The sequence below is a fragment of the Arthrobacter sp. USHLN218 genome (assembly GCF_037144715.1).
Classification (GTDB): Bacteria; Actinomycetota; Actinomycetes; order Actinomycetales; family Micrococcaceae; genus Crystallibacter.
Genome location: NZ_JBBCYT010000004.1, coordinates 38780 through 59122 on the forward strand (window position 1 = coordinate 38780; position 20343 = coordinate 59122).

Genomic DNA, 20343 nt, shown 5'->3' on the forward strand with positions numbered 1-20343 from the left:
GACCGGACGCAAGACCCCACCCCACCGCAGAAGGAGTACCCCCGATGCCCACGACAGAAACCACGCTGGCCGGCCAATCGATCATTGCCGGCGAGCAGGTAGCCGGCAACGGCCGCACCATGAACGGCTTCGACCCGCGCACCAACGAGGTCCTGGAACCGGCCTACACGCTGATCGACGTCGACCAGCTCGCCGCCGCCACCGCCGCCGCTGAGGAGGCCTTCGAGAGCTTCAGCTCGCTCGATCCGGAAACCCACGCCGCCTTCCTCGAGAAGATCGCGGACAACATCGAGGCCGCCGGCGCTGAACTGGTCGAGCGTGCAATGGCCGAGACCGGCCTGCCGGAGGCCCGCCTGGCCGGCGAGCGCGGCCGCACCACCGGCCAGCTGCGACTCTTCGCGCAGGTCGTCCGTCAGGGCGACCACCGCGGCGTGCGGATCGACCCGGCCCGGCCCGAGCGCCAGCCGATGCCCCGCGTGGACATCCGCCAGCGCAAGGTTGCCCTCGGCCCGGTCGCGGTCTTCGGCGCCAGCAACTTCCCGCTCGCGTTCTCCACCGCCGGCGGCGACACCGCTTCCGCACTGGCCGCCGGCTGTCCGGTGGTCTTCAAGGCCCACAACGCCCACCCGGGCACCAGCGAGATCGTCGGCCGGGCGATCACCGACGCCGTGCGCGACAGCGGCCTGCACCCCGGCGTCTTCTCCCTGGTCTACGGCCCCGGCACCAGCATCGGCCAGGCCCTGGTGGCCGACCCGGCGATCAAGGCCGTGGGCTTCACCGGATCCCGCTCCGGCGGCACCGCCCTGATGGCGACCGCCGCGGCCCGCCCCGAACCCATCCCGGTCTACGCCGAGATGAGCTCCATCAACCCGGTCTTCTTCTTCGACGGCGCGCTCAAGGGCGACCTCGACGCGCTGGCCAAGGCCTACACCACCTCTGTCACCGGCTCCAGCGGCCAGCTCTGCACGGCCCCCGGCCTGGTCTTCGTTCCGGCCGGCGAGACCGGAGACCGCTTCGCCGCCGCCGTCAACCGCGCCCTCGCCACGGCACCGGGCCAGACCATGCTCACCAAGGGCATCGCCGAGTCCTGGCAGACCGGCGTGGACGCGCTCGGCTCCCAGGCCGGCGTCGAACTCGTGGCCAAGGGGCAGGACGGCGAGACCGAGAACGCCCCCGCCCCGACCGTCTTCGGCACCACGGTGGACACCTTCCTGTCCAACCAGGTCCTGCACGACGAGATCTTCGGCGCGGCCTCGCTGATCATCCGCTACGCCTCGGCCGAGGAGCTCGTCTCCGCCGCCCGCCGCCTCGAGGGCCAGCTGACCGCCACGCTGCACCTGACGGACGAGGACCACGCCACCGTGGCCCCGCTGCTGCCGGTCCTGGAGCGCAAGGCCGGCCGCATCCTCGCCAACGGCTGGCCCACCGGCGTCGAGGTCGGGCACGCGATGGTCCACGGCGGCCCGTTCCCGGCCACTTCGGATTCCCGTACGACGTCGGTCGGCACCTTGGCGATCGAACGTTTCCTCCGGCCGGTGGCGTACCAGAACATTCCGGACGGCCTGCTGCCGGCCCCGGTGCAGGACGCGAATCCGTGGCAGCTCAACCGCCGGGTCGACGGCACCGTCAAGCGCGCGGGAGAGTAAAGAATGAGCACACAACCAACCATCTCCGCCGTCGAGGTCGTCCCGGTCGCCGGGCACGACTCGATGCTGCTCAACCTCTCCGGTGCGCACGGGCCGTTCTTCACCCGCAACATCGTCATCATCACCGACTCCGAGGGCCGCACCGGCCTGGGCGAGGTGCCGGGCGGCGAGAAGATCCGGGCCACCATCGAGGACGCCGGCCGGATCATCACCGGCCAGCCGGTGGCCCGCTTCCGCTCCCTGCTCCGCGACATCGCCACGGCCTTCGCGGACCGCGACTCGGGCGGCCGGGGCCTGCAGACCTTCGACCTGCGGACCACCGTGCACGCGGTGACCGCCGTCGAGTCCGCCCTGCTGGACCTGCACGGGCAGTTCCTCGGCGTGCCGGTGGCCGAGCTGCTCGGGGACGGGCAGCAGCGCTCGGCCGTGCCGATGCTCGGCTACCTCTTCTATGTCGGCAACCCGGACAGCACGGACCTGCCCTACCTGCGCGAGCCCAACGGCGCCGATGACTGGGAGCGGGTGCGCCGCGAGGAGGCCATGACTCCTGCCGCCGTGGTCCGGCTCGCCGAGGCCGCGCAGGCCCGCTACGGCTTCCAGGACTTCAAGCTCAAGGGCGGCGTCCAGGCCGGCGACCTCGAGGTCGACGCCGTGACCGCGCTGAAGGAGCGCTTCCCGGACGCCCGGATCACCCTGGATCCGAACGGCGGCTGGCTGCTGCAGGACGCCATCCGGCTGGGCAAGCGGATGCGCGGCGTCGTCGCCTACGCGGAGGACCCGTGCGGCGCCGAGGGCAAGTTCTCCGGCCGCGAGGTCATGGCCGAGTTCCGCCGGGCCACCGGGCTGCAGACCGCGACCAACATGATCGCCACCGACTGGCGGGAAATGTCGCACGCGGTGCGCTCGAACGCCGTCGATATTCCCCTGGCCGATCCGCACTTCTGGACCATGGCCGGGTCCGTCCGCGTGGCGCAGCTGTGCCACGAATTCGGACTCACCTGGGGCTCGCATTCGAATAACCACTTCGATATCTCGCTGGCCATGTTCACCCACGTCGGTGCCGCCGCGCCGGGCGAGATCACCGCGCTGGACACGCACTGGATCTGGCAGGACGGGCAGGGCCTGACCCGCGACCCGCTGCTGATCCGCGACGGCGAAATCAAGGTGCCGGACGCGCCCGGACTCGGCATCGAGCTGGACCGCGAACGGCTGGCCGAGGCGCATGCCCTGTACCTGGAGCACGGCCTCGGCGCCCGCGACGACGCCGTCTCCATGCAGTACCTGGTGCCGGGCTGGGAGTTCGATCCCAAGCGTCCCTGCCTGGTCCGCTAGCCACCACCGCCGGAGCCCGTCCGCAAAGACGGGCTCCGGCTTATTTGTGCCCAGCCCAGTGAAGATCAGCTGTCCGACAGGCCCCTTCGGCCGGACGGCTCCGTGACCGAGGAGGTCTGTTGGAAGGCGTACTGCTCGGTTTCGGAGTAGTCCTGGCGCTGGTCGCCGTCGGTTTCGGCGCGGCGGCGCTGCTCCCGCAGCAGACTCCGGCCATGCAGAAGGGCCTGACGCCGGCCATCTACTACATCACCAACCCCGCGCTGATGTTCATCCTGCTCGCCGAGACCGACCTGGCCGCCGTCATCGGCGTCTACACGCCGATCGCGCTGATCACGGCCGCGCTGGCCGGCGGCCTCTACGCGCTGGTTGCCCGGCTGGTGCTGCGGCGCTCCGGGGCGCGGACCGCCGTCGGCGCCATGGCCGCTTCCTACGTAAACGCCGGCAACATCGGCATCCCGATCGCGCTCTACGCGGTGGGCAGCTCGGCGCCCGTGGTCTCCGTGCTGCTGGCGCAGCTGCTGGTCATCGCGCCGGTGTACCTGTCCCTCTTCGCCTGGAGCGCCCGCAACCGTACGGCAGCCAACGACGGCGCCACTGCGCCCCTCGGCCGCACCCTGGTCAAGTCCATCGCCAACCCGGTCACCGTGGCCACCGCCGCCGGCGCCCTCATGTCGGTGACGGGGCTGCACCTGCCCGAGGTGCTCTGGACCCCGGTCGAGATGCTGGGCAACGCCTCCATCCCGATGCTCCTGATGCTCTTCGGCATGAGCCTCTACGGGCAGAAGCCGCTGTCCGAGCGCCGCGTGCGGGCCGACGTCGCCCTCGGCTCGATTATCAAACTCGCGCTGATGCCCCTGATCGCCTGGGCCGTGGCCCGCTTCCTCTTCGGGGTCGACGGGGTGCAGCTGCTCGGCGTCGTCATCATGGCCGCCCTGCCGACGGCCCAGAACGTGTTCCTGTTCTCCAGCCAGTTCGGAATCCGGTCCACCCTCGTGCGCGACATCATCCTCCTCAGCTCGCTGCTCTCCCTGCCAGCCGTCCTCCTCGTGGCCCTGCTGCTCGGCTGACGGGCCCAGCGGGCCGGGACTTCAGCCTTCCTTGTTCTGGCGGTGGACTTCCTCGATGACCCGAATGGCCGCAAGGGCGTCCGCCGGGTCCACTGGTACAGGCCCGCCGTGGCTGATGGCGTCGGCCAGCAATCGATAGAACTCGGTGTAGGCCCCGCGTTCGGAAGGCACTTTCCGCGTCCGCCCGGGCGTTCCAACTGTGGCCCAGCGCTCTTCAGGTTCTGTTCCGTACCCATCCGATCCCGGCACAACTCCGGCACCGAGCGCTGCCTCCTGTCCGTCCAGGCCCCACGAAGTGAATGCGCCAGAGGAGCCGAGCACGTGGAAACGCGGCGCCGGTAGTGCGGAAATGAGGTTCATGGTGAGCCGCGAGCGCACGCCCGATTCGTGGAGCATCGAGACAAAAACATCCTCGTCGGTGCCGGCCCCCGGGGTGTGGCGGGCGGTCTCCCCGTAGACCCGCATGGCCGGGCCGAACAGTGTGAGTGCCTGGTCAATCAGGTGCGAACCGAGATCGAAGAGCATCCCGCCGCCCTCGGCTACATCCGCCGTGGCCTTCCAGTCCCGCAGCCCCTCCGGCTTCCAGCGTTCGAACCGCGACTCGAAATTGTGCACCTTGCCCAGCACGCCGTCCCTGATGAGTCTGGACAGGGTCAGGAAATCCGAATCCCACCGGCGGTTCTGGAAGACGGAAAGAACGACGCCGGCCTGGCGGGCCTGGGCCATAAGCTCCTCGCCTTGCGTGCTGACCGGGACAAAGGGCTTGTCCACGACGACGTGCAGCCCGTGGCGGATCGCTGCCTCGGCGAGCACGTAGTGATTGGCAGGCGGAGTAGCCACCACCACAAGGTCCAGCCCCTCGGAGCCGGCAAACAGCTCAGCCGAACCCGGGACAATCCGCGCTCGCGGATGGTCGGTCGCTGCCTGCTCCGCCCGGCCGGGGTTGGCCGTGACGATGGCATCCAGGGAATAGGCGCTGCTGGCGTCGAGGAAGGGCGCGTGGAAGACCCGGCCGGAAAGGCCATAGCCGATCACGGCTGTGCGGAGAGGACGCGGAGCCACTGACATTCTTCAGATGCTACCGGGACTGTGGCTCCTTCAGCTGCTGGGTGATCTTGTGCGCTTCCTCGAGCAGCAGCTTCCCGAGCATCTCCTGCCGCTCCGGACGGAAGCGCTGCTCGATGCCGGTCAGCGAGAGGGCCCAGGCAGGCTGGCCGTTCCGGTCGAAGACCGCCGCGCCCATCCCCCAGCTGCCTTCGAGGATCAGCCCGGGATTCACGGTGTAGCCGGCGCGCCGGGTTGCCTCGAGGTTGGCCCGGATGCTCTCCGCCGAATGGGCCGGACCGAACCGCTCCACCCGGGCGCCGCCGTCGTCAAGCAACCGATCCACCTCTTCCTCCGGGAGGAAGGCCATGATCGCCAGCCCGGCGGAGGCCACGCCCAGCGGGAAGCGGACGCCCTCGTGCAGCACGAAGGAGCGCACCGGGAAGCTGCCCTCCACCCGGAGCAGGCAGACCGTCTCGTCGCCGCGGCGGATCGACAAGAAGGCGCTCTCCCCGGTTTCGTCCGCCAGCCGCTGCAGGCTGGGCCTGGCGAGGTCCTCGATCGCATACCGGCCGGCGGCCACGGCGCCCATCACGTACAGCTCCGGCCCCAGGTGCCAGGTGTTGGTTTCGGTGTTGTGGTCCAACAGCCCTTCCGCGGCCAGCGAATTCAGCAGACGATAGACGGTAGGCCGGGTGAGGCCGGCCGCGTCGACAATATCCGGCAGCGCGGCGCCGGTTTCCGGAGCCCGCCCGACTATGCGCAGCAGCCGCGCGACACGGGAGACGACCTGTGCACCCTGAACCGGTTTTTCCGCCATGATCCGCCCTTCAATCCATAATGTGGACAACCTTCGGCAACCCGTCCACAGTATGAATAGTAGTCCGATCGGCCGGTTGACGCTCTCCTGATTGTGACGCTAGTCTCCATGGAAACCAGCTGTCCACAAAATGGACAGCCCAGCTCCCGGCCCGCGCCGGAGACTCAACGAGGAGGAAGCAATGTCCAAACTGATTCCAGGAGCGGCCGACGCGCTGGCGGGCCTGCTGCATGACGGCATGAGCATCGCCGTCGGCGGTTTCGGCCTCAGCGGCATCCCCGCGGACCTGATCGACGCCGTGCGCGATTCCGGCGTGAAGGACCTGACCATCATCTCCAACAACATGGGCGTGGACGGCAAGGGCCTGGGCGTCCTGCTCGAGGGCGGCCAGGTGCGCAAGGTGCTGGGCTCCTACATCGGCGAGAACAAGCTGTGCGCCGAGCAGTTCCTGGCCGGCAAGCTCGAGGTGGAGTTCAACCCGCAGGGCACCCTCGCCGAGCGGCTGCGCGCGGGCGGCGCCGGCATCCCCGCCTTCTACACCAAGACCGGTGTCGGCACCCAGATCGCCGAAGGCAAGCCGCACGCCGAGTTCGACGGCCAGCTCTACGTCCAGGAGCGCGGGATCGTCGCCGACCTCGCGCTCGTGCACGCCCACACCGCGGACACGGACGGCAACCTCATCTACCGCTACACCGCGCGGAACTTCAACCCGGTGGTCGCCACCGCCGGCAAGGTCACGGTCGCCGAGGCCGAGGTCATCGTCGAGCCCGGCCAGCTGGATCCGAACAACATCGTCACCCCCGGCGTCTTCGTCCAGCGGCTCATCAAGGCCACGGACCGCACCAAGCACATCGAAAAGCTGACCACCCGCCCCCGGCCCGCCGCCGTCGTCGGCGCCTGAAGCTGCAAACGCAAGGAGAAAACCATGGCCTGGACACGAGACCAGATGGCGGCCATCGCCGCGACCGAACTGAACGACGGCGACTACGTCAACCTCGGCATCGGCATCCCCACCCTGGTGGCCAACAACCTGCCGGAGGGCACCCGCGTGGTGCTGCAGAGCGAAAACGGGCTGCTCGGCATGGGCCCGTTCCCGTATGAGGGCGACGAGGACCCGGACCTGATCAACGCCGGCAAGCAGACCGTCACCGTGCTGCCCGGCGGCTCCATCTTCGACTCCGCCGCCAGCTTCGGCATGATCCGCGGCGGGCACGTCAAGGTGGCCATCCTCGGCGCCATGCAGGTCTCCGGCGCCGGCGACCTGGCCAACTGGACCATTCCCGGCAAGATGGTCAAGGGCATGGGCGGCGCGATGGACCTGGTCGCGGGCACGCCGCGCGTGGTGGTGCTGACCGAGCACGTCGCCAAGGACGGCAGCCCGAAGATCGTCACCGAGTGCTCGCTGCCGCTGACCGGCGTGCGGGTGGTGGACCGGATCATCACGGACCTTGCGGACTTTGACATTAACGACGACGGCGGGACTCCCCGGCTGGTGCTCAAGCAGCTCGCCGACGGCGTCACGCTTCAGGAGGTCCGCGAGAAGACCGAGGCGGAGTTCGAGCTCTCCCCCGAACTGGCGGCGCAGCTCGGGAATGTCCTGGAAGGAACCAACAAGTGAGCCTGAAGGAACAGTTCGGCAAGGACATCCTGCTCACCGGCTGGGGCCACTCCCCTTTCGGCAAGCTGGCCGACCAGACGCTCGAATCCCTGATCGTCGGCGTCGCCACCGAGGCGATCGCCAACGCCGGGCTGGAGCCGGGGCAGATCGACGAGATCTACCTGGGCCAGTTCAACTCCGGCATGGTGCCGCTGGGCTTCGCGTCCTCGCTGGCGCTGCAGGTGTCCGATGAGCTGGCGAACGTCCCGGCCACGCGCGTCGAGAACGCCTGTGCCTCCGGCTCGGCCGCCCTCCAGCAGGGCGCGAAGGCGCTCCTGGCCGGGACCGCCCGGAACGTGCTGGTGATCGGCGCCGAGAAGATGACGCACGCCGGCGCTGACGTCGTCGGTGCCGCGTTGCTCGGCGCGGACTACGAGGCCGCCGGCAAGCCGTCCTCCACCGGGTTCGCCGGCCTCTTCGCCGAGACCGCCAAGCACTACGAGAAGCGGCACGGGGCCGTCGGCGACGTGCTCGGTTCCATCGCCGCGAAGAACCACCGCAACGGCGTGGCCAACCCCTATGCCCAGCTGCGCAAGGACCTCGGCGAGGACTTCTGCCGGACCGTCTCGGACAAGAACCCGATCGTGGCCGAGCCGCTGCGCCGCACGGACTGCTCCCCCGTCTCGGACGGTGCCGCCGCCGTCGTGCTCACCGCCGGTCCCGCACCGTCGAACGCCGCCGCCGCTCCCGTCCGGCTCGCCGGCTTCGGCCACGCGAACGACTTCATGCCCGCGGCCAAGCGCGATCCGATCGCCTTCGCCGGCAGCGTCGCCGCCTGGCAGCGCGCGCTCGGCATGGCCGGCGTCTCGCTTCAGGATCTGGACCTGGCCGAAGTGCACGACTGCTTCACCATCGCGGAGCTGATCATGTACGAAGTCATGGGCCTCGCCCCGGCCGGCGAAGGCCGCCGCGCCATCGAGGAAGGCTGGGTCTACCGGGACGGCAAGCTGCCGGTCAACCTCTCCGGCGGGCTCAAGGCCAAGGGCCATCCGGTCGGCGCCACCGGCGTCTCCCAGCACGTGGTCGCTGCCATGCAGCTCTCCGGCACGGCCGGCGACATGCAGCTGCCCGGCGCCCGCCGCGCCGCCGTGCACAACATGGGCGGCCTCGCCATCGCCAACTACGTCAGCGTGCTCGAGGCCGTCTGACGGACCAAGCCGCCGACTACTAGGGCGCCGGTCCTTCCGCCCAGGAAGGACCGGCGCCCTTCGCTTTCCCGACTTCCCTCGCTGCGCGTCCGTCTACGGGTAGAGGCCGCGGGTGAGGTGGGCCTCGGCCACGCGCTCCACCGCCGTCACGGTTGCGGCCTCGCGCAGCGTGATGCGGCGTGCCTTGGAGACGGCGAGCACGTTCTCCCAGGCGGCCAGCATCCGTCGGGCCAGCCGGTCCTCCACCTCGTCGGCGGTCCACCAGTAGGCCTGGTTGCCCTGCACCCACTCGAAGTAGGAGACGATGACGCCGCCTGCATTGGCCAGGATGTCGGGCACCACCAGGACGCCGTTGGCCTGCAGGATGGAATCGGCCTCGCCCGTGGTCGGTCCGTTGGCGCCCTCCACCACGACCCTGGCCCGCACCCGCCCGGCATTGCCTGCGTGCAGGACGCCTTCGACGGCTGCCGGGACGAGCAGGTCCACGTCCAGTTCCAGCAGGGCGGCAGCATCCATCGGTTCAGCCCCGGCGAAACCGACCACGCTGCCTGTCAGCTCGACGTGCTCCGCGAGCGCTGGAACGTCGATTCCCCCCGCGGCGTACACGGCCCCGTACTGGTCGCTAATGGCCTGCACCTTGACGCCCGCTTCGGCCAGGAAGGCGGCCGCGCCGGCTCCGACCTTGCCGAAGCCTTGCACGGCCGCGGTGCTGCGGCCCGGTTCCAGTCCCGAGTGGGACAGGGCGGCGAGCGCAATCTGGACCACGCCGCGCGAGGTGGCGCTCGGTCGGCCCAGCGATCCGCCCACACTTACCGGCTTGCCGGTCACCACGCCGGGCACGGTGTAGCCGACGTTGACCGAGTAGGTATCCATCATCCAGGCCATGGTCCGCTCATCGGTTCCGATGTCCGGAGCCGGAATGTCCTTCTCGGGGCCGATGATCGGCAGGATCTCGGAGGTGTAGCGCCGCGTGACGCGCTCGAGTTCGCGGACCGAGTAGTTGCGCGGGTCGATCGTGATGCCGCCCTTGGCCCCGCCATAGGGCACATCCAGCAGGGCGCACTTCCAGGTCATCCACATCGCCAGCGCCCGCACTTCGTCCAGGTCCACCGCCGGGCTGTAGCGCAGTCCGCCTTTGGCCGGGCCGCGGGAGAAGTTGTGCTGCACGCGGTAGCCGGTCAGCACTTCGACCGCCCCGTTGTCCCGGTGCAGCGGAATCGAGACGGTCATTTCCCGCCGCGGGCTGGCGAGCAGCCGATGCAGCCCGGCTCCGTAATCGAGCGTCTCCACGGCGGCGGCAAGCTGGGCCTGCGCGTTGGCCAACGGGCCGGTCGCCGTACTCGCGCTGGGTGTGGCTAAGAGTTCTGTCGTCATTGACATGCGTCCTTGGGGTCAAACAGGATAGGTACCCCTCGACGCTATGGGCCGGACCTCGGCCTGTCAGTGTGGCAGCGCACACACGGAGGGCGTCTCTACTGTGCAGAAGAACGACGGCGCCATCCGTCCTTGCGGTCCCCGTCCCTTGGGGCGGGCGGCAGTACTGCCGGCGGGACGCCCGGACCATTGCCGGTGTCAGTGGCGGCCGCTAGAGTCGCTGCTGTCCGTACCTCCCAATTTGTGACAATGACAGGAGTACCGCATGCCCACGCCCAAGATCGACAACGGCGCACCCTGCTGGATCGACCTCATGACCGCTAATCCGGAACAGTCCAAGGACTTCTACCAGCAGCTGATGGGCTGGACCTACGAAACCGGTGACGAAGAAAAATACGGCGGCTACATCATGGCCCTCAAGGACGGCAGGCCGGTAGCGGGCATGATGAAGAACGACGGGCAGTCCGGCTACCCCGACGCCTGGAGCACCTACCTGCGGGTGGAGGACATCAATGCCGCAGCCGAAGCCGCGGCCTCTTCAGGCGGACAGGTCTACCTGCCGCCGATGGAGGTTCCGGAGCAGGGGCACATGGCCATGTTCGGGGACGCCGGCGGAGCGGCCGTCGGCGCCTGGCAGTTCGGCGGAATGACCGGGTTCGAGGCCCATGATGAAGCCGGGGCGCCGGTGTGGCATGAGCTGCAGACCCGCGACTACCCGGCAGCCGTGAAGTTCTACCAGGACGTCTTCGGCTGGCAGACCGACGTCATGAGCGACACCGAAGAATTCCGCTACACCACCCTGGGCGCGGGCGCGGGCGACGGCGCGCGGGCCGGCATTATGGACGCCGCCGCCTTCCTGCCCGAGGGCGTGCCCTCCAATTGGCAGGTCTACTTCGGCGTCGAGAATGTCGATGCCGCCATCGAAACGGCCGTGGGCCTGGGCGGACGGCTGCTGCAGCCGGCGGAAGACACCCAGTTCGGCAGGATGGCGACGCTCGCCGATCCCACCGGAGCCGTGTTCCGCATCAACGAGGTACAGCCCGGCGCCTGACCGCGCCGGGGCTTCCCGCCGGCCGCCGTCCCGACCCGCACCGCCCGGCACCGGCCGGTGCGGGTCGGTGCGCCGCGGGTCAGGACGGAAGGCCGCAGCGCAGCACGATGTTGGCGAACGGCGTGGCTTCCCCGGTCCGGATGATCAGCGCCGCCTGGGGCAGCATCGCCGTGAGCTCCTCGTGTTCGATGCTGACCGGATCCAAACCGCTGCCTTCGAACCACGCCCTTACCTCGGGGCCGGCTTCGGCCGCCGCGAAGCTCGCTTCGATCTCCAGCTCGGCCACTACGGCGTCCAGCACCTCCTGCAACCGCGGCACACCCCGGACCAGGCTCAGGTCCACCACCGGACCATTGGCGGGCAGCGGCAAGCCGCAGTCGGCGATGACTACCAGGTGCCCCTCGCCCAAACGGGACAGCCCGGCGTTCAATGCCGGGTTCAGGATGCCGTTCTTCTTCACGCACGCGCCTTTCCCCGCCGCCTCCGCCAGCCCCAACCCGGCGGCCGGTGCGGCCGGATTAGGCCTCCTTGGCGTACTCCGCCGCGCTGAGGAACTCGTAGCCCACGAACGGCTCGTCCCCTTCGACCCAGGCGTCGTGGCCGGGCGGGATGGAGTAGGAGTGGCCGGCCTTGATCGTGGCGCGGGTTCCGTCCGACAGCTCCACGATGAGTGTGCCGGAGGTGCAGAGGCCGACGTGGTTGTTCTGGCAGGAGTCCGTCTTGACCACGGGCTTGATGCAGTCGGACCACCGCCAGCCGGGCTGGAAGCGGAAACGGCCCAGTGTGTAGCCGCTGACGCTCAGCACATCCACTTCGGTCTTGTCCGGACGGCGCTTCTCGTCCGGCTCATCGAAGGACCGGGATTCCAGGCTGGAAACTGTATTGGCAGGCATGTCGATTGCCCCTTGGCGTGGTGTCGGCCGCAGTGGAAACGGTTCCCGAGGGCGCGGCCCGGACCTTATCGGGAGCGTGGATCCGCTGCTTCCCCAGGCCGCGGAACGGATAATCGGCGGCTCGACAGAGCACAGCACAAAGGTTCCTCCGCTCCTCCGGCTTTGTCGAGCACCAGCTTGGGGGGTCAGAGCCCCGTCAGCCGGCCGGATACGGCGACGATCTCAGAGCCCGGGCGAGGTGGGCCGCGTTGCGCGCCGCCATGGCCGTTGCGCCCGCGATGGCATCGGGAGTCTCCGGCAGGTCCTGATAGTCCGTCCCCTGCATGGCCTCACCCACCCAGTAGGTCGCGCCCTGCGCCGGAATGCTGAAGCCGACGTCGCAGAGGGCCTGGTAAAGCTCGGCCTTGACGTGATGCGCCCCGTCTTCGTTTCCAACGACGGCGACCACGGCCACCTTGTCGAACATGCTCAGGCGGCCTTTGTCATCCGTCTCGGACAGTTCGGCGTCCAGCCGCTCCAGCACGCGCTGCGCCACGCTGGCCGGGTGCCCGAGCCAGATGGGCGTGGCGAGCACCAGGATGTCCGCCGCCAGCAGGCGCTCCCGAATGCCGGGCCACTCGTCTCCCTCACCCATGTCGGTCTGGACGCCGGGCTTGACGTCGTGGTCCACCACGCGGATGAGGTCGCACTCCACAGCGTGCGTGGACAGCTGCTGGATGACCTGGCGGGCGAGCAGCTCGCTGCTCGACGGCTTGGGTGACGGAGTCAGCGTGCAGACGAGGGCGAGGGCTTTCAGCTGTGCGGCATCCATAAGCCCATTGTGGCCGCGGACGCCGGGCCGGAGTACCCCAAGTCCGGAAGCCGCCGTCGTCCGTTCCCTCAGAGCGGAACGTAACGGACTTCACAGGACCGGCCGGACGGTACATGATTATTGGGAGACGCCGGGATAGCCTGTGCCCGGCTGCCATCAACAAAAGGAGACAGTTCCCGTGACTGCCACGTCGACCACCCAGCCCGGTTACCGCGTGCTCAATCCGGCCACCGGCGAGGTGGTGGAGAAGTTCCCCACCGCTACCGATGCCGAGATCCAGGACGCCCTGGCCAGGTCCCAGGAGGCCTTCCAGTCCTGGAAGGAAGTGCCCATCGCCGAACGCGCCAAGATGGTGGCCAAGGTCGCCGACCTGTTCACCGAGCGGGCCGATGAGCTCGCCGCCATCATCACCGAGGAAATGGGCAAGCCGCTCTCCCAGTCCAAGGGCGAGGCCGAGTTCTGCACTGACATCTTCAACTACTTCGCGACCGAGGGCCCGGCCCTGGCCGCGGACCAGGAGATCAAGGCGATCGGAGGCGGCCGCGCCCTGATCCAGCGGCTGCCGGTCGGCCCGCTGCTGGGCATCATGCCGTGGAACTACCCGTACTACCAGGTCGCCCGGTTCGCCGCGCCCAACCTGGTGCTGGGCAACACCATCATCCTCAAGCACGCCGAGTCCTGCCCGCGGTCGGCGCTGGCGATCCAGCAGATCATGGACGACGCCGGCGTCCCGGCCGGCGCGTACATCAATGTGTTCGCCACACACGAGCAGATCGCGGACATCATCGCTGACCCGCGCATCCAGGGTGTCTCGCTGACAGGCTCCGAGCGGGCCGGCGCGATCATCGGCGAACTGGCCGGCAAGAACCTGAAGAAGGCCGTGCTCGAGCTCGGCGGTTCCGACCCCTACGTGGTGCTGGACGCCGAGGACGTCCCGGCCGCGGCGGCAGCGGCCTGGGAGTTCCGGATGGAGAACACCGGCCAGGCCTGCAACTCCAACAAGCGCATGATCGTCATGGACGACATCTACGACGGCTTCGTCGCCGAACTGGCCAAGCAGGCCAAGGACCTCAAGCCCGGCAACCCGGCCGAGGAAGCCGAGGGCACCTTCGCCCCGCTGTCCTCCCGCGCCGCAGCCGAGGCCCTCGCCGAACAGCTCAAGGACGCGGTCAACAAGGGCGCGACCCTGCACGCCGGCGGCCAGCTGCAGGACGGCCCGGCGGCCTACATCGCCCCCGCCGTCCTCACCGGCGTCACCCCGGAGATGCGCGCCTACACCGAAGAGCTCTTCGGCCCGGTCGCCGTGGTCTACAAGGTCTCTTCCGACGAGGAGGCCCTCAAGCTGGCGAACGACACCCAGTACGGCCTCGGCGGCGCGGTCTTCTCCACGGACGAGGAACGCGCCCGCAGGATCGCCCACCAGCTCGAGGTCGGGATGGCCAACGTCAACGGTGTCGGCGAAGGCGCGGACATCCCCTTCGGCGGCGTCAAGCGCTCCGGCTTCGGCCGCGAACTCGGCCCGCTCGGCATGGACGAGTTCGTCAACAAGCGCCTCTTCTACATCGGCGACTAGCAGCGGCAGACTCCGCGAGGGCGGCAGGCCTCCATCGGGGCCTGCCGCCCTCGCGGATTTTCAGTACACTGGGCGCATGCCCGAGCAGGAACCGGCTCCCTCCGGGACTACCGCCGCTCAAGCCACCGACACTTCCCCGCGCAGTCAGGCACAGCGGGCCCACACGTTCGCGGAGATCCTCGTGAACACCGCCGTCGCCAACATCACGACCAGCTACCTGTGGTTCGCCCTGACGTTCTGGGTGTACCTGCAGACGCGCAATGTGATCGCCACCGGCGTGGTGGGCGGGGTGTACATGCTGCTGATGGCCCTCTCCAGCATCAGCTTCGGCACCTTCGTGGACCGCTACCGCAAGCTGGCCGTGATGCGCTTCGCCGGGGGCTTCACGCTGGCCATGTTCGCGCTATCCGGGATCCTGTTCCTGTTGATACCCGCTGCCCGGCTGCTGGACCTGGCGCAGCCTTGGTTCTGGGTCTTCGCCCTGGTCATCCTGGTCGGCGCTGTCGTCGAAAACTTGCGCAACATCGCCCTCTCCACCACGGTCACCATCCTCATCGAACCGGACCGGCGGGCCAACGCCAACGGGCTGGTAGGCATGGTGCAGGGGCTGATGTTCATTGTCACCTCCGTGCTCTCCGGGCTGTCCGTCGGGCTGCTGGGCATGGGCTGGACCATCGCCGTCGGGGTGGCGCTCACCGCGCTGGCCTTCGTGCACCTGCTCACGCTGCGCCTGCCCGAGGAAGCGCGGCCGGCCGCCTCGGACGCGCACGGCGGATTCGACCTGCGCGGTTCCCTTGCCGCCGTCTTTGCCGTTGCCGGACTGTTCGCGCTGATCCTGTTCTCCACGTTCAACAACTTCGTCGGCGGCGTCTACATGGCGCTGATGGATCCCTACGGCCTGGAACTGTTTCCCGTGGAGCTGTGGGGAACCTACTTCGCGCTCGGCGCCACCGGTTTCATCGTCGGCGGCGCCCTGATCGGCAAATTCGGACTGGGCCGCAACCCGCTGCGCAGCATGCTCCTCGCGGTGATCGTTATGGGTGTCGTCGGCGCGGTCTTCACCCTCCGGGAGTGGGCCTGGCTCTACATCGCCGGCATCTGGCTCTACATGGTCCTGGTGCCGTTTGTCGAGGCCGCCGAACAGACGGTGATCCAGCGGGTGGTGCCCCTGGAGCGGCAAGGCCGGGTCTTCGGATTCGCCATGGCGTTCGAGTCGGCGGCGGCCCCGATCACCGCATTCCTCGTCGCGCCCCTCGCCCAGGTCTGGATTATCCCGTACGCCCGGTCGGCGGAGGGCGCCGCGGGGCTGGCTCCGCTGCTGGGCGAGGGCACCTCGCGCGGCATCGCCCTGGTGTTCCTGGCCGCCGGCATCATGATGATCGCGGCTGCGCTGCTGGCCTTCCTGACCCCGGTGTACCGCCGGGTCTCGGCTACGTATGCCGAGGCCGCCGCCGGACGGGCATCCTAGCGGCGGACCCGGCGGGCGGGGAGGGCGTTAGCCTCGCCTTTCCCCGGACGACGCCGAGGGCCGGCCTTCCGCCCGCGCCGGCAGCTCCGTTTCCCCGGGCCGGGATCGTGCGGCCGCGCCGTCGTCGCCGATACCGCCCTCGACGCTATCCTCGACGCCGTCCTCGATGCAACGCCGCGGGTTGATCATGACGGCACCCACCAGCAGCACGAGCAGGCAGGCCCCCAGCATCGCGAAGGACGCCGTCCAGCCGCCGGTGGCCTCCTGGACCACGCCGAACAGCAGCGGCGCGATCCCGGCCCCGGCATAGCCGATGCCCTGGCTGAAGCCCGCGAGGACGGCGGCCCCGTGCTGGGTCCGCGAGCGCAGGTTCATCATGAGCAGCGCCATCGCGAAGGTGCCCTGGCCCAGCCCGGCCAGCGTGATCCACCACCAGGTGCCGGCCGTCGGCGACAGGTACAGGCCCAGGTGCCCGCAGGCCCAGCACGCGGCAAAAATAACGACGGCGATGATCGGGTTGCGCATTTTCGGCACCAGCAGCGGGACCAGCAGGCTGACGGGCAGGCCGAGGATGGCGAAATACGCCAGCGCGGAACCCGCGGCCGCCGGATCCACGCCCTGGCCGGTCAGGTACGGCGGCAGCCAGGTGAAGTAGACGTAGGTCTGCGCCGAGTTGCCGGCGAGGAAGATGGCCAGCCCCCAGGCGACCCGCGAGCGCCACGGGTTCAGGTGCTGCAGGTACGGCACCGGAGCCTGCGCTGCGCGGGCAGTGCCTCCTTCCCCGCGGGCGGACCCAGCCGGGCCGGCACCCGCGGCAACAGCCCCGGCGGAGGCCGCGCCGCCGTCGTCGTTGGCGTCACGGGCCTTCCGGTCCCGCAGCAGCTGCACCGCCCAGGGCACCAGCACCAGTGCGCTGACCGAGGCCCAGAGCGCTATCGAGACCCGCCAGTCCGCCAGCTCCGCCACCGGCACTGCAAGCTGCGGGCTCGCCGCGGTACCCACGGCGAGGAGGGTCACGTAGCCGGCCGTGACCACGCCCATCCGGTCCGGGAAATACTTCTTCACCAGCGGCGGGAGCACCACGTTGCCCATCCCGTAGCCGGCCATCACCACGGCCGACAGCCCGAGGAAGGGCCAGACCGAGTCGACAGCGGCCCGGCCCAGCTGCCCGGCGACCGCCAGCAGCACCGCCGCGGTGAGCACGCGCTCGGCGCCCTGCCAGCGGATCAGCACCGGGGTGGCCAGACCGGCCGCGGCGAAGACCAGCGGCGGCAGCATCGCCAGCGCGCCGGTGGTCGCGGCGTCGAAGCCCAGTTCGGGACCCACGGTTCCCAGCAGCGGCGGCACCACGGACACGGCCGCACGCAGGCTGAGCGCCATGATGAGGATGCCGAGGAGCGCGCCGATCCGGCCGCGCCACGGCTTGCGGGGTATGAAGTAGCTCACCCGCCAACACTAGCTAAGCGAAGGCGCCAGCTCAGAACCGGAACAGCTGGAACCCCACCCGGCGTGCCGTTTCCCCGTCGGCCGTAACCATCTCGATCTGCCGGCGGGCCTGCTCCTCCACCGGTTCATCGCTGAGCGCCTCCAGGTACATGCGGTGCTCGGACAGCGACTCGACCGCCCGCTCCACGCTTTCGGCGTCCACAGCCAGCCAGTGCGTCGGCCACGGCGAGCAGACGGCCACCCACTGCACCCCGGGGTGCGGCACCGGGCCGCCGTAGAGCTCCGGAAAGATCCATTCGTTCGCCGCGTCCGCCACGGCGTCCATGACCGCCGCACCTAGGTGCCGGTGGTCCGCCGAGTTCCACATTCCCGGGCCCCAGGTTTCCTCGAAGTTCAGCGTGATGATCCCGTCGGGGCGGTGCCGCCGGATGGCGCTGGCGAGTTCGCGGCGCAGCACGAGCGAGTGCTCCAGCCGGCCGTCGGCGAAATCGAGGAACTCCAGCGTGTCCACTCCGACCCGCTCGCAGGCGCGCCGCTGTTCGGCCTCCCGCACGGCCGCGGCCTCCACCGGATCGAGCCCGGCGATGCCCGCTTCCCCGCGCGTGGCCAGCACGTAGCAAACTTCCTTGCCCTCCGCGATCCACTGCGCGACCGCAGCGGCGGCTCCGTATTCCGGATCGTCGGGATGGGCCATGATGAGCAGGGCCCGCTGCCACTCGGAGGGCATTAACGACGACGTTTCCATCAGCAGTTCCTTCCCTCTGCCGCCCAGCTTAGCCCGCTTGTCCGGCGGGCGGCAGGGGCTTTCCCGGCAGCGCCATCAGGCCGCCGGCCGCGCACAGGCCCGCGGCCAGGGTCGCCAGGAGCACCGGACTCACGAGCTCCTGCACCGTGCCGAAGCCGGCGGATCCCAGTGCCTGCCCAACGGCCAGGGCGATAAACAGGACGGAGGCACCCGCTCCGGCGTTGTCCGGCAGGAGGTGGCGTGCCCAGAGGATGAGCACCGCGGACAACCCCATGTAGCCGGCGCCGAAGGCCGCCATTCCGGCGTAGGCCGGCCAGGGGCTGCCGGTGGCCGCGGACAGCCCCACTCCGCCGCTGGCCAGCGCGAGGACAGCCGCGCAGAGGCACCAGGCGCCGCGCCGTCCCGCGCGCTCGACCAGAATGCCGGCGAGGGCGCCGAGGAAGCCGCCGAGGCCGAGGGCGATCCACAGCCACCCGACCTGTCCGGGGGCCACCGAACCCGCCCTGGCCATCAGCAGCGGCCCGAACGTCCACGTCAGCGAGGACCCGGCGCCGGCGACCACCGCCGCGGCACCAGGCCGGCGCAGCGCCCGCCAAGTCCCGGAACCCAACACCGGCGGCCGCGGGACAGCGCTCGGGGAAGCCGCCAGGCAGGTGCGTGCCCGCACCGGGTACCACGTCGCCACCGTGGCCGCCGCACACACCAACGCCATGAAGATCCAGGCGGGGGCGATCGAGGTGGCGGCAAACATGACGAGGCCGGCCCCGATGACGCCGACGGCCGTCCCCGCGTTGGCCACGGACTGCGCCGTGGCCCTGGCGTCAGGCGCGACGGCCGCGTCGATGACCGGGACCAGCGCCGGAGAGGCGAAGCCTCCGCCCATCCCGCCGACGAGGACCGCGACCACGAAGACGGCCGGATCGGAGGCGACCGCCACGCCCAGGCATCCCAGCGTCGCGGTGGCGCCGGCCAGCACCAGTCCGGTGCGGGGCCGGCTGCCGACCAGCCGGGCGGCAGCCATGGCAGCCAGCGAGTAGGAGATGAACTGCGCGGCCGCGGCCCAGCCCAGGACGTCGACCAGCTCCGGGCGCGCGGCCGAGAGGTAGGGAGCGAACAGGCCGACACCGAAACGGGCCATTCCGTAGGTGGCCGCAATCAGCATCATCCCGGCTACTGCCGTACCCACCCCCGCCTTCCGGCCAAGGACCGTGTCCGCTCCAGTCATCGAGCACCTCCTGTGCATAACGAGCGTTTCACTGTAACGACCGTTATACTACAAGCATGGCCAGACGTCAGGACACCCGGGAGCGCATCCTCGACGCTGCCGAGAGCCTCTTTTTCCAGCAGGGCATCACCGCCACGGGAGTGGATCGGGTGGCCGCGGAGGCCGGAGTTGCGATCGTGACGCTGTACAAGCAATTCGGCTCCAAGGACAACCTGCTGCGCGAGGTCCTCGCCCGCCGGCTGGATTCCTGGTGCGGGCACTGGAATGCGGCCGTTGCGGCCGCCGGTTCTCCGCAGGACCGCCTGCTGGCGGTCTTCGACGCCATCGAATCGTTCCGCGCGGCGGCGGGGCCGGTCCAATGGTGCTGCTTCCTGGCCACCGCCTCCGAGCGGCCCTCACCCGAGGACGGACAGCCGGACCCGGTGTTCGAGCTCCTCGAGCAGGACACCCTTCTGGTTACCGACCGGCTCGGGGAACTTGCCCGCGAGGCACAATGCCAGGACCCGGACGCCGTTGCTTCCACGCTGCTGCTGCTCTACAACGGGGTGCTCAGCAGCCTCCTGCGCGGCGCCCCCTCCGACCCGGTGGCACTTGCCCGCCGTGCCGCCCGGTCGGTCATCGGCTACACTTTGCAACCATCATGACCGCGCTGCCGACCGCCCCCTCCTCCGTCCGGATCGATGCCTGGCTCTGGGCCATCCGCGCCTACAAGACGCGCTCGGCGGCCACGGCCGCCTGCCGGGCCGGCCACGTGCGGCTGAACGGCAACCCGGCCAAGGCCTCGCAGACGGTGGTCATCGGAGATACGATCCGGGTCCGCCAGCCGGGCTATGAACGTATCCTCGAGGTGCGCCGGCTGATCGCCAAGCGTGTCGGTGCCGAGGCCGCCTCGCACTGCTTCACCGACCACACGCCGGAGCGCCCGCCGATGCCGGCGCTCGGGCTGCCGCAGCGGGACCGCGGCGCCGGCCGGCCCACCAAGAAGGACCGCCGGGAGATGGAGCGGCTGCGCGGCCAGCAGTAGCCAACCGCCACCGGTCCGG

General features: G+C 69.8%; 20 protein-coding genes. 11 read left to right on the top strand and 9 right to left on the bottom strand.

What is annotated here, in order from left to right; all coding sequences use genetic code 11:
• Nucleotides 1–44 precede the first annotated feature (44 nt).
• The 3 genes from WFH44_RS09990 (at nt 45) to WFH44_RS10000 (ending at nt 4045) form a co-directional block, all read left to right on the top strand.
• Nucleotides 45–1646, top strand: a complete 1602-nt coding sequence (locus tag WFH44_RS09990) for an aldehyde dehydrogenase (NADP(+)) (RefSeq protein WP_336713714.1) — start codon at nt 45–47, stop codon at nt 1644–1646.
• Nucleotides 1647–1649: 3 nt separating this feature from the next.
• Nucleotides 1650–2978 carry an enolase C-terminal domain-like protein gene (locus tag WFH44_RS09995; RefSeq protein WP_336713715.1) on the top strand — a complete coding sequence of 443 codons (1329 nt, stop codon included), beginning with the start codon at nt 1650–1652 and terminating at the stop codon, nt 2976–2978.
• A 119-nt stretch (nt 2979–3097) separates the two neighbouring features.
• Nucleotides 3098–4045, top strand: coding sequence for an AEC family transporter (locus WFH44_RS10000; protein ID WP_336713716.1), 948 nt, complete (start codon nt 3098–3100; stop codon nt 4043–4045).
• 21 nt (nt 4046–4066) lie between these two features.
• On the opposite strand, the gene WFH44_RS10005 is transcribed toward WFH44_RS10000, so the two are convergent.
• Together WFH44_RS10005 and WFH44_RS10010 are read right to left on the bottom strand one after the other, a co-directional pair.
• Nucleotides 4067–5113 carry a Gfo/Idh/MocA family protein gene (locus tag WFH44_RS10005; protein WP_336713717.1) on the bottom strand — a complete coding sequence of 349 codons (1047 nt, stop codon included), beginning with the start codon at nt 5111–5113 and terminating at the stop codon, nt 4067–4069.
• A 10-nt stretch (nt 5114–5123) separates the two neighbouring features.
• Nucleotides 5124–5909, bottom strand: coding sequence for an IclR family transcriptional regulator (locus WFH44_RS10010; protein ID WP_336713718.1), 786 nt, complete (start codon nt 5907–5909; stop codon nt 5124–5126).
• Between the two features lie 181 nt (nt 5910–6090).
• Here WFH44_RS10010 and WFH44_RS10015 point away from each other — a divergent pair, with 181 nt between their 5' ends.
• Genes WFH44_RS10015 through WFH44_RS10025 form a run of 3 tightly spaced genes read left to right on the top strand, consistent with a single transcriptional unit; the run spans nt 6091 to nt 8714 of the window.
• Nucleotides 6091–6810 carry a CoA transferase subunit A gene (locus WFH44_RS10015; protein ID WP_336713719.1) on the top strand — a complete coding sequence of 240 codons (720 nt, stop codon included), beginning with the start codon at nt 6091–6093 and terminating at the stop codon, nt 6808–6810.
• Nucleotides 6811–6834: 24 nt separating this feature from the next.
• Nucleotides 6835–7527 (top strand): CoA transferase subunit B, encoded by a 693-nt coding sequence (locus WFH44_RS10020; RefSeq protein WP_336713720.1) that lies wholly within the window; start codon nt 6835–6837, stop codon nt 7525–7527.
• Nucleotides 7524–8714, top strand: a complete 1191-nt coding sequence (locus WFH44_RS10025) for an acetyl-CoA acetyltransferase (protein ID WP_336713721.1) — start codon at nt 7524–7526, stop codon at nt 8712–8714. Before WFH44_RS10020 ends, WFH44_RS10025 begins: the two co-directional genes overlap by 4 nt.
• A gap of 93 nt (nt 8715–8807) precedes the next feature.
• Here the strand turns inward: WFH44_RS10025 and WFH44_RS10030 are convergent, their stop codons facing one another.
• Nucleotides 8808–10088 carry a Glu/Leu/Phe/Val family dehydrogenase gene (locus tag WFH44_RS10030; RefSeq protein ID WP_336713722.1) on the bottom strand — a complete coding sequence of 427 codons (1281 nt, stop codon included), beginning with the start codon at nt 10086–10088 and terminating at the stop codon, nt 8808–8810.
• A 265-nt stretch (nt 10089–10353) separates the two neighbouring features.
• Between WFH44_RS10030 and WFH44_RS10035 the strand changes: the two genes are divergently transcribed.
• Nucleotides 10354–11139 carry a VOC family protein gene (locus WFH44_RS10035; protein WP_336713723.1) on the top strand — a complete coding sequence of 262 codons (786 nt, stop codon included), beginning with the start codon at nt 10354–10356 and terminating at the stop codon, nt 11137–11139.
• 79 nt (nt 11140–11218) lie between these two features.
• Here WFH44_RS10035 and rbsD read toward each other — a convergent pair whose 3' ends face one another.
• From rbsD to WFH44_RS10050, 3 genes are all read right to left on the bottom strand, one after another.
• Nucleotides 11219–11599: a D-ribose pyranase gene (gene rbsD / locus WFH44_RS10040; protein ID WP_336713724.1), complete on the bottom strand. Its 381-nt coding sequence runs from the start codon at nt 11597–11599 to the stop codon at nt 11219–11221.
• Between the two features lie 58 nt (nt 11600–11657).
• A complete protein-coding gene (locus tag WFH44_RS10045) occupies nt 11658–12032 on the bottom strand; it encodes a cupin domain-containing protein (RefSeq protein ID WP_336713725.1) in 375 nt (124 codons plus the stop codon).
• A gap of 196 nt (nt 12033–12228) precedes the next feature.
• On the bottom strand, nt 12229–12843 hold the full coding sequence (locus WFH44_RS10050; protein ID WP_336713726.1) for a flavodoxin family protein: 615 nt from the start codon (nt 12841–12843) through the stop codon (nt 12229–12231).
• Nucleotides 12844–13021: 178 nt separating this feature from the next.
• Between WFH44_RS10050 and WFH44_RS10055 the strand changes: the two genes are divergently transcribed.
• On the top strand, nt 13022–14416 hold the full coding sequence (locus WFH44_RS10055) for an NAD-dependent succinate-semialdehyde dehydrogenase (RefSeq protein ID WP_336713727.1): 1395 nt from the start codon (nt 13022–13024) through the stop codon (nt 14414–14416).
• A gap of 76 nt (nt 14417–14492) precedes the next feature.
• Nucleotides 14493–15884 carry an MFS transporter gene (locus tag WFH44_RS10060; protein ID WP_336713728.1) on the top strand — a complete coding sequence of 464 codons (1392 nt, stop codon included), beginning with the start codon at nt 14493–14495 and terminating at the stop codon, nt 15882–15884.
• A gap of 27 nt (nt 15885–15911) precedes the next feature.
• Here the strand turns inward: WFH44_RS10060 and WFH44_RS10065 are convergent, their stop codons facing one another.
• Genes WFH44_RS10065 through WFH44_RS10075 form a run of 3 tightly spaced genes read right to left on the bottom strand, consistent with a single transcriptional unit; the run spans nt 15912 to nt 19300 of the window.
• A complete protein-coding gene (locus tag WFH44_RS10065) occupies nt 15912–17330 on the bottom strand; it encodes an MFS transporter (RefSeq protein ID WP_336713729.1) in 1419 nt (472 codons plus the stop codon).
• 31 nt (nt 17331–17361) lie between these two features.
• Nucleotides 17362–18075 carry a PIG-L deacetylase family protein gene (locus WFH44_RS10070; protein ID WP_336713730.1) on the bottom strand — a complete coding sequence of 238 codons (714 nt, stop codon included), beginning with the start codon at nt 18073–18075 and terminating at the stop codon, nt 17362–17364.
• Between the two features lie 28 nt (nt 18076–18103).
• A complete protein-coding gene (locus tag WFH44_RS10075; protein WP_336713731.1) occupies nt 18104–19300 on the bottom strand; it encodes an MFS transporter in 1197 nt (398 codons plus the stop codon).
• Nucleotides 19301–19356: 56 nt separating this feature from the next.
• Here WFH44_RS10075 and WFH44_RS10080 point away from each other — a divergent pair, with 56 nt between their 5' ends.
• Nucleotides 19357–19944 (top strand): TetR/AcrR family transcriptional regulator, encoded by a 588-nt coding sequence (locus WFH44_RS10080; protein WP_336713732.1) that lies wholly within the window; start codon nt 19357–19359, stop codon nt 19942–19944.
• Nucleotides 19941–20324, top strand: coding sequence for an RNA-binding S4 domain-containing protein (locus tag WFH44_RS10085; protein WP_336713733.1), 384 nt, complete (start codon nt 19941–19943; stop codon nt 20322–20324). Before WFH44_RS10080 ends, WFH44_RS10085 begins: the two co-directional genes overlap by 4 nt.
• Nucleotides 20325–20343 lie beyond the last annotated feature (19 nt).

Bases quoted from the DNA above. Each gene is read 5' to 3' on its own strand.
- WFH44_RS09990 (WP_336713714.1), top strand. From the start codon at position 45: ATGCCCACGACAGAAACCACGCTGGCCGGCCAATCGATCATTGCCGGC.
- WFH44_RS09995 (WP_336713715.1), top strand. From the start codon at position 1,650: ATGAGCACACAACCAACCATCTCCGCCGTCGAGGTCGTCCCGGTCGCC.
- WFH44_RS10005 (WP_336713717.1), bottom strand. From the start codon at position 5,113: ATGTCAGTGGCTCCGCGTCCTCTCCGCACAGCCGTGATCGGCTATGGC.
- WFH44_RS10010 (WP_336713718.1), bottom strand. From the start codon at position 5,909: ATGGCGGAAAAACCGGTTCAGGGTGCACAGGTCGTCTCCCGTGTCGCG.
- WFH44_RS10015 (WP_336713719.1), top strand. From the start codon at position 6,091: ATGTCCAAACTGATTCCAGGAGCGGCCGACGCGCTGGCGGGCCTGCTG.
- WFH44_RS10020 (WP_336713720.1), top strand. From the start codon at position 6,835: ATGGCCTGGACACGAGACCAGATGGCGGCCATCGCCGCGACCGAACTG.
- WFH44_RS10030 (WP_336713722.1), bottom strand. From the start codon at position 10,088: ATGACGACAGAACTCTTAGCCACACCCAGCGCGAGTACGGCGACCGGC.
- WFH44_RS10035 (WP_336713723.1), top strand. From the start codon at position 10,354: ATGCCCACGCCCAAGATCGACAACGGCGCACCCTGCTGGATCGACCTC.
- WFH44_RS10045 (WP_336713725.1), bottom strand. From the start codon at position 12,032: ATGCCTGCCAATACAGTTTCCAGCCTGGAATCCCGGTCCTTCGATGAG.
- WFH44_RS10050 (WP_336713726.1), bottom strand. From the start codon at position 12,843: ATGGATGCCGCACAGCTGAAAGCCCTCGCCCTCGTCTGCACGCTGACT.
- WFH44_RS10060 (WP_336713728.1), top strand. From the start codon at position 14,493: ATGCCCGAGCAGGAACCGGCTCCCTCCGGGACTACCGCCGCTCAAGCC.
- WFH44_RS10070 (WP_336713730.1), bottom strand. From the start codon at position 18,075: ATGGAAACGTCGTCGTTAATGCCCTCCGAGTGGCAGCGGGCCCTGCTC.
- WFH44_RS10075 (WP_336713731.1), bottom strand. From the start codon at position 19,300: ATGACTGGAGCGGACACGGTCCTTGGCCGGAAGGCGGGGGTGGGTACG.
- WFH44_RS10080 (WP_336713732.1), top strand. From the start codon at position 19,357: ATGGCCAGACGTCAGGACACCCGGGAGCGCATCCTCGACGCTGCCGAG.
- WFH44_RS10085 (WP_336713733.1), top strand. From the start codon at position 19,941: ATGACCGCGCTGCCGACCGCCCCCTCCTCCGTCCGGATCGATGCCTGG.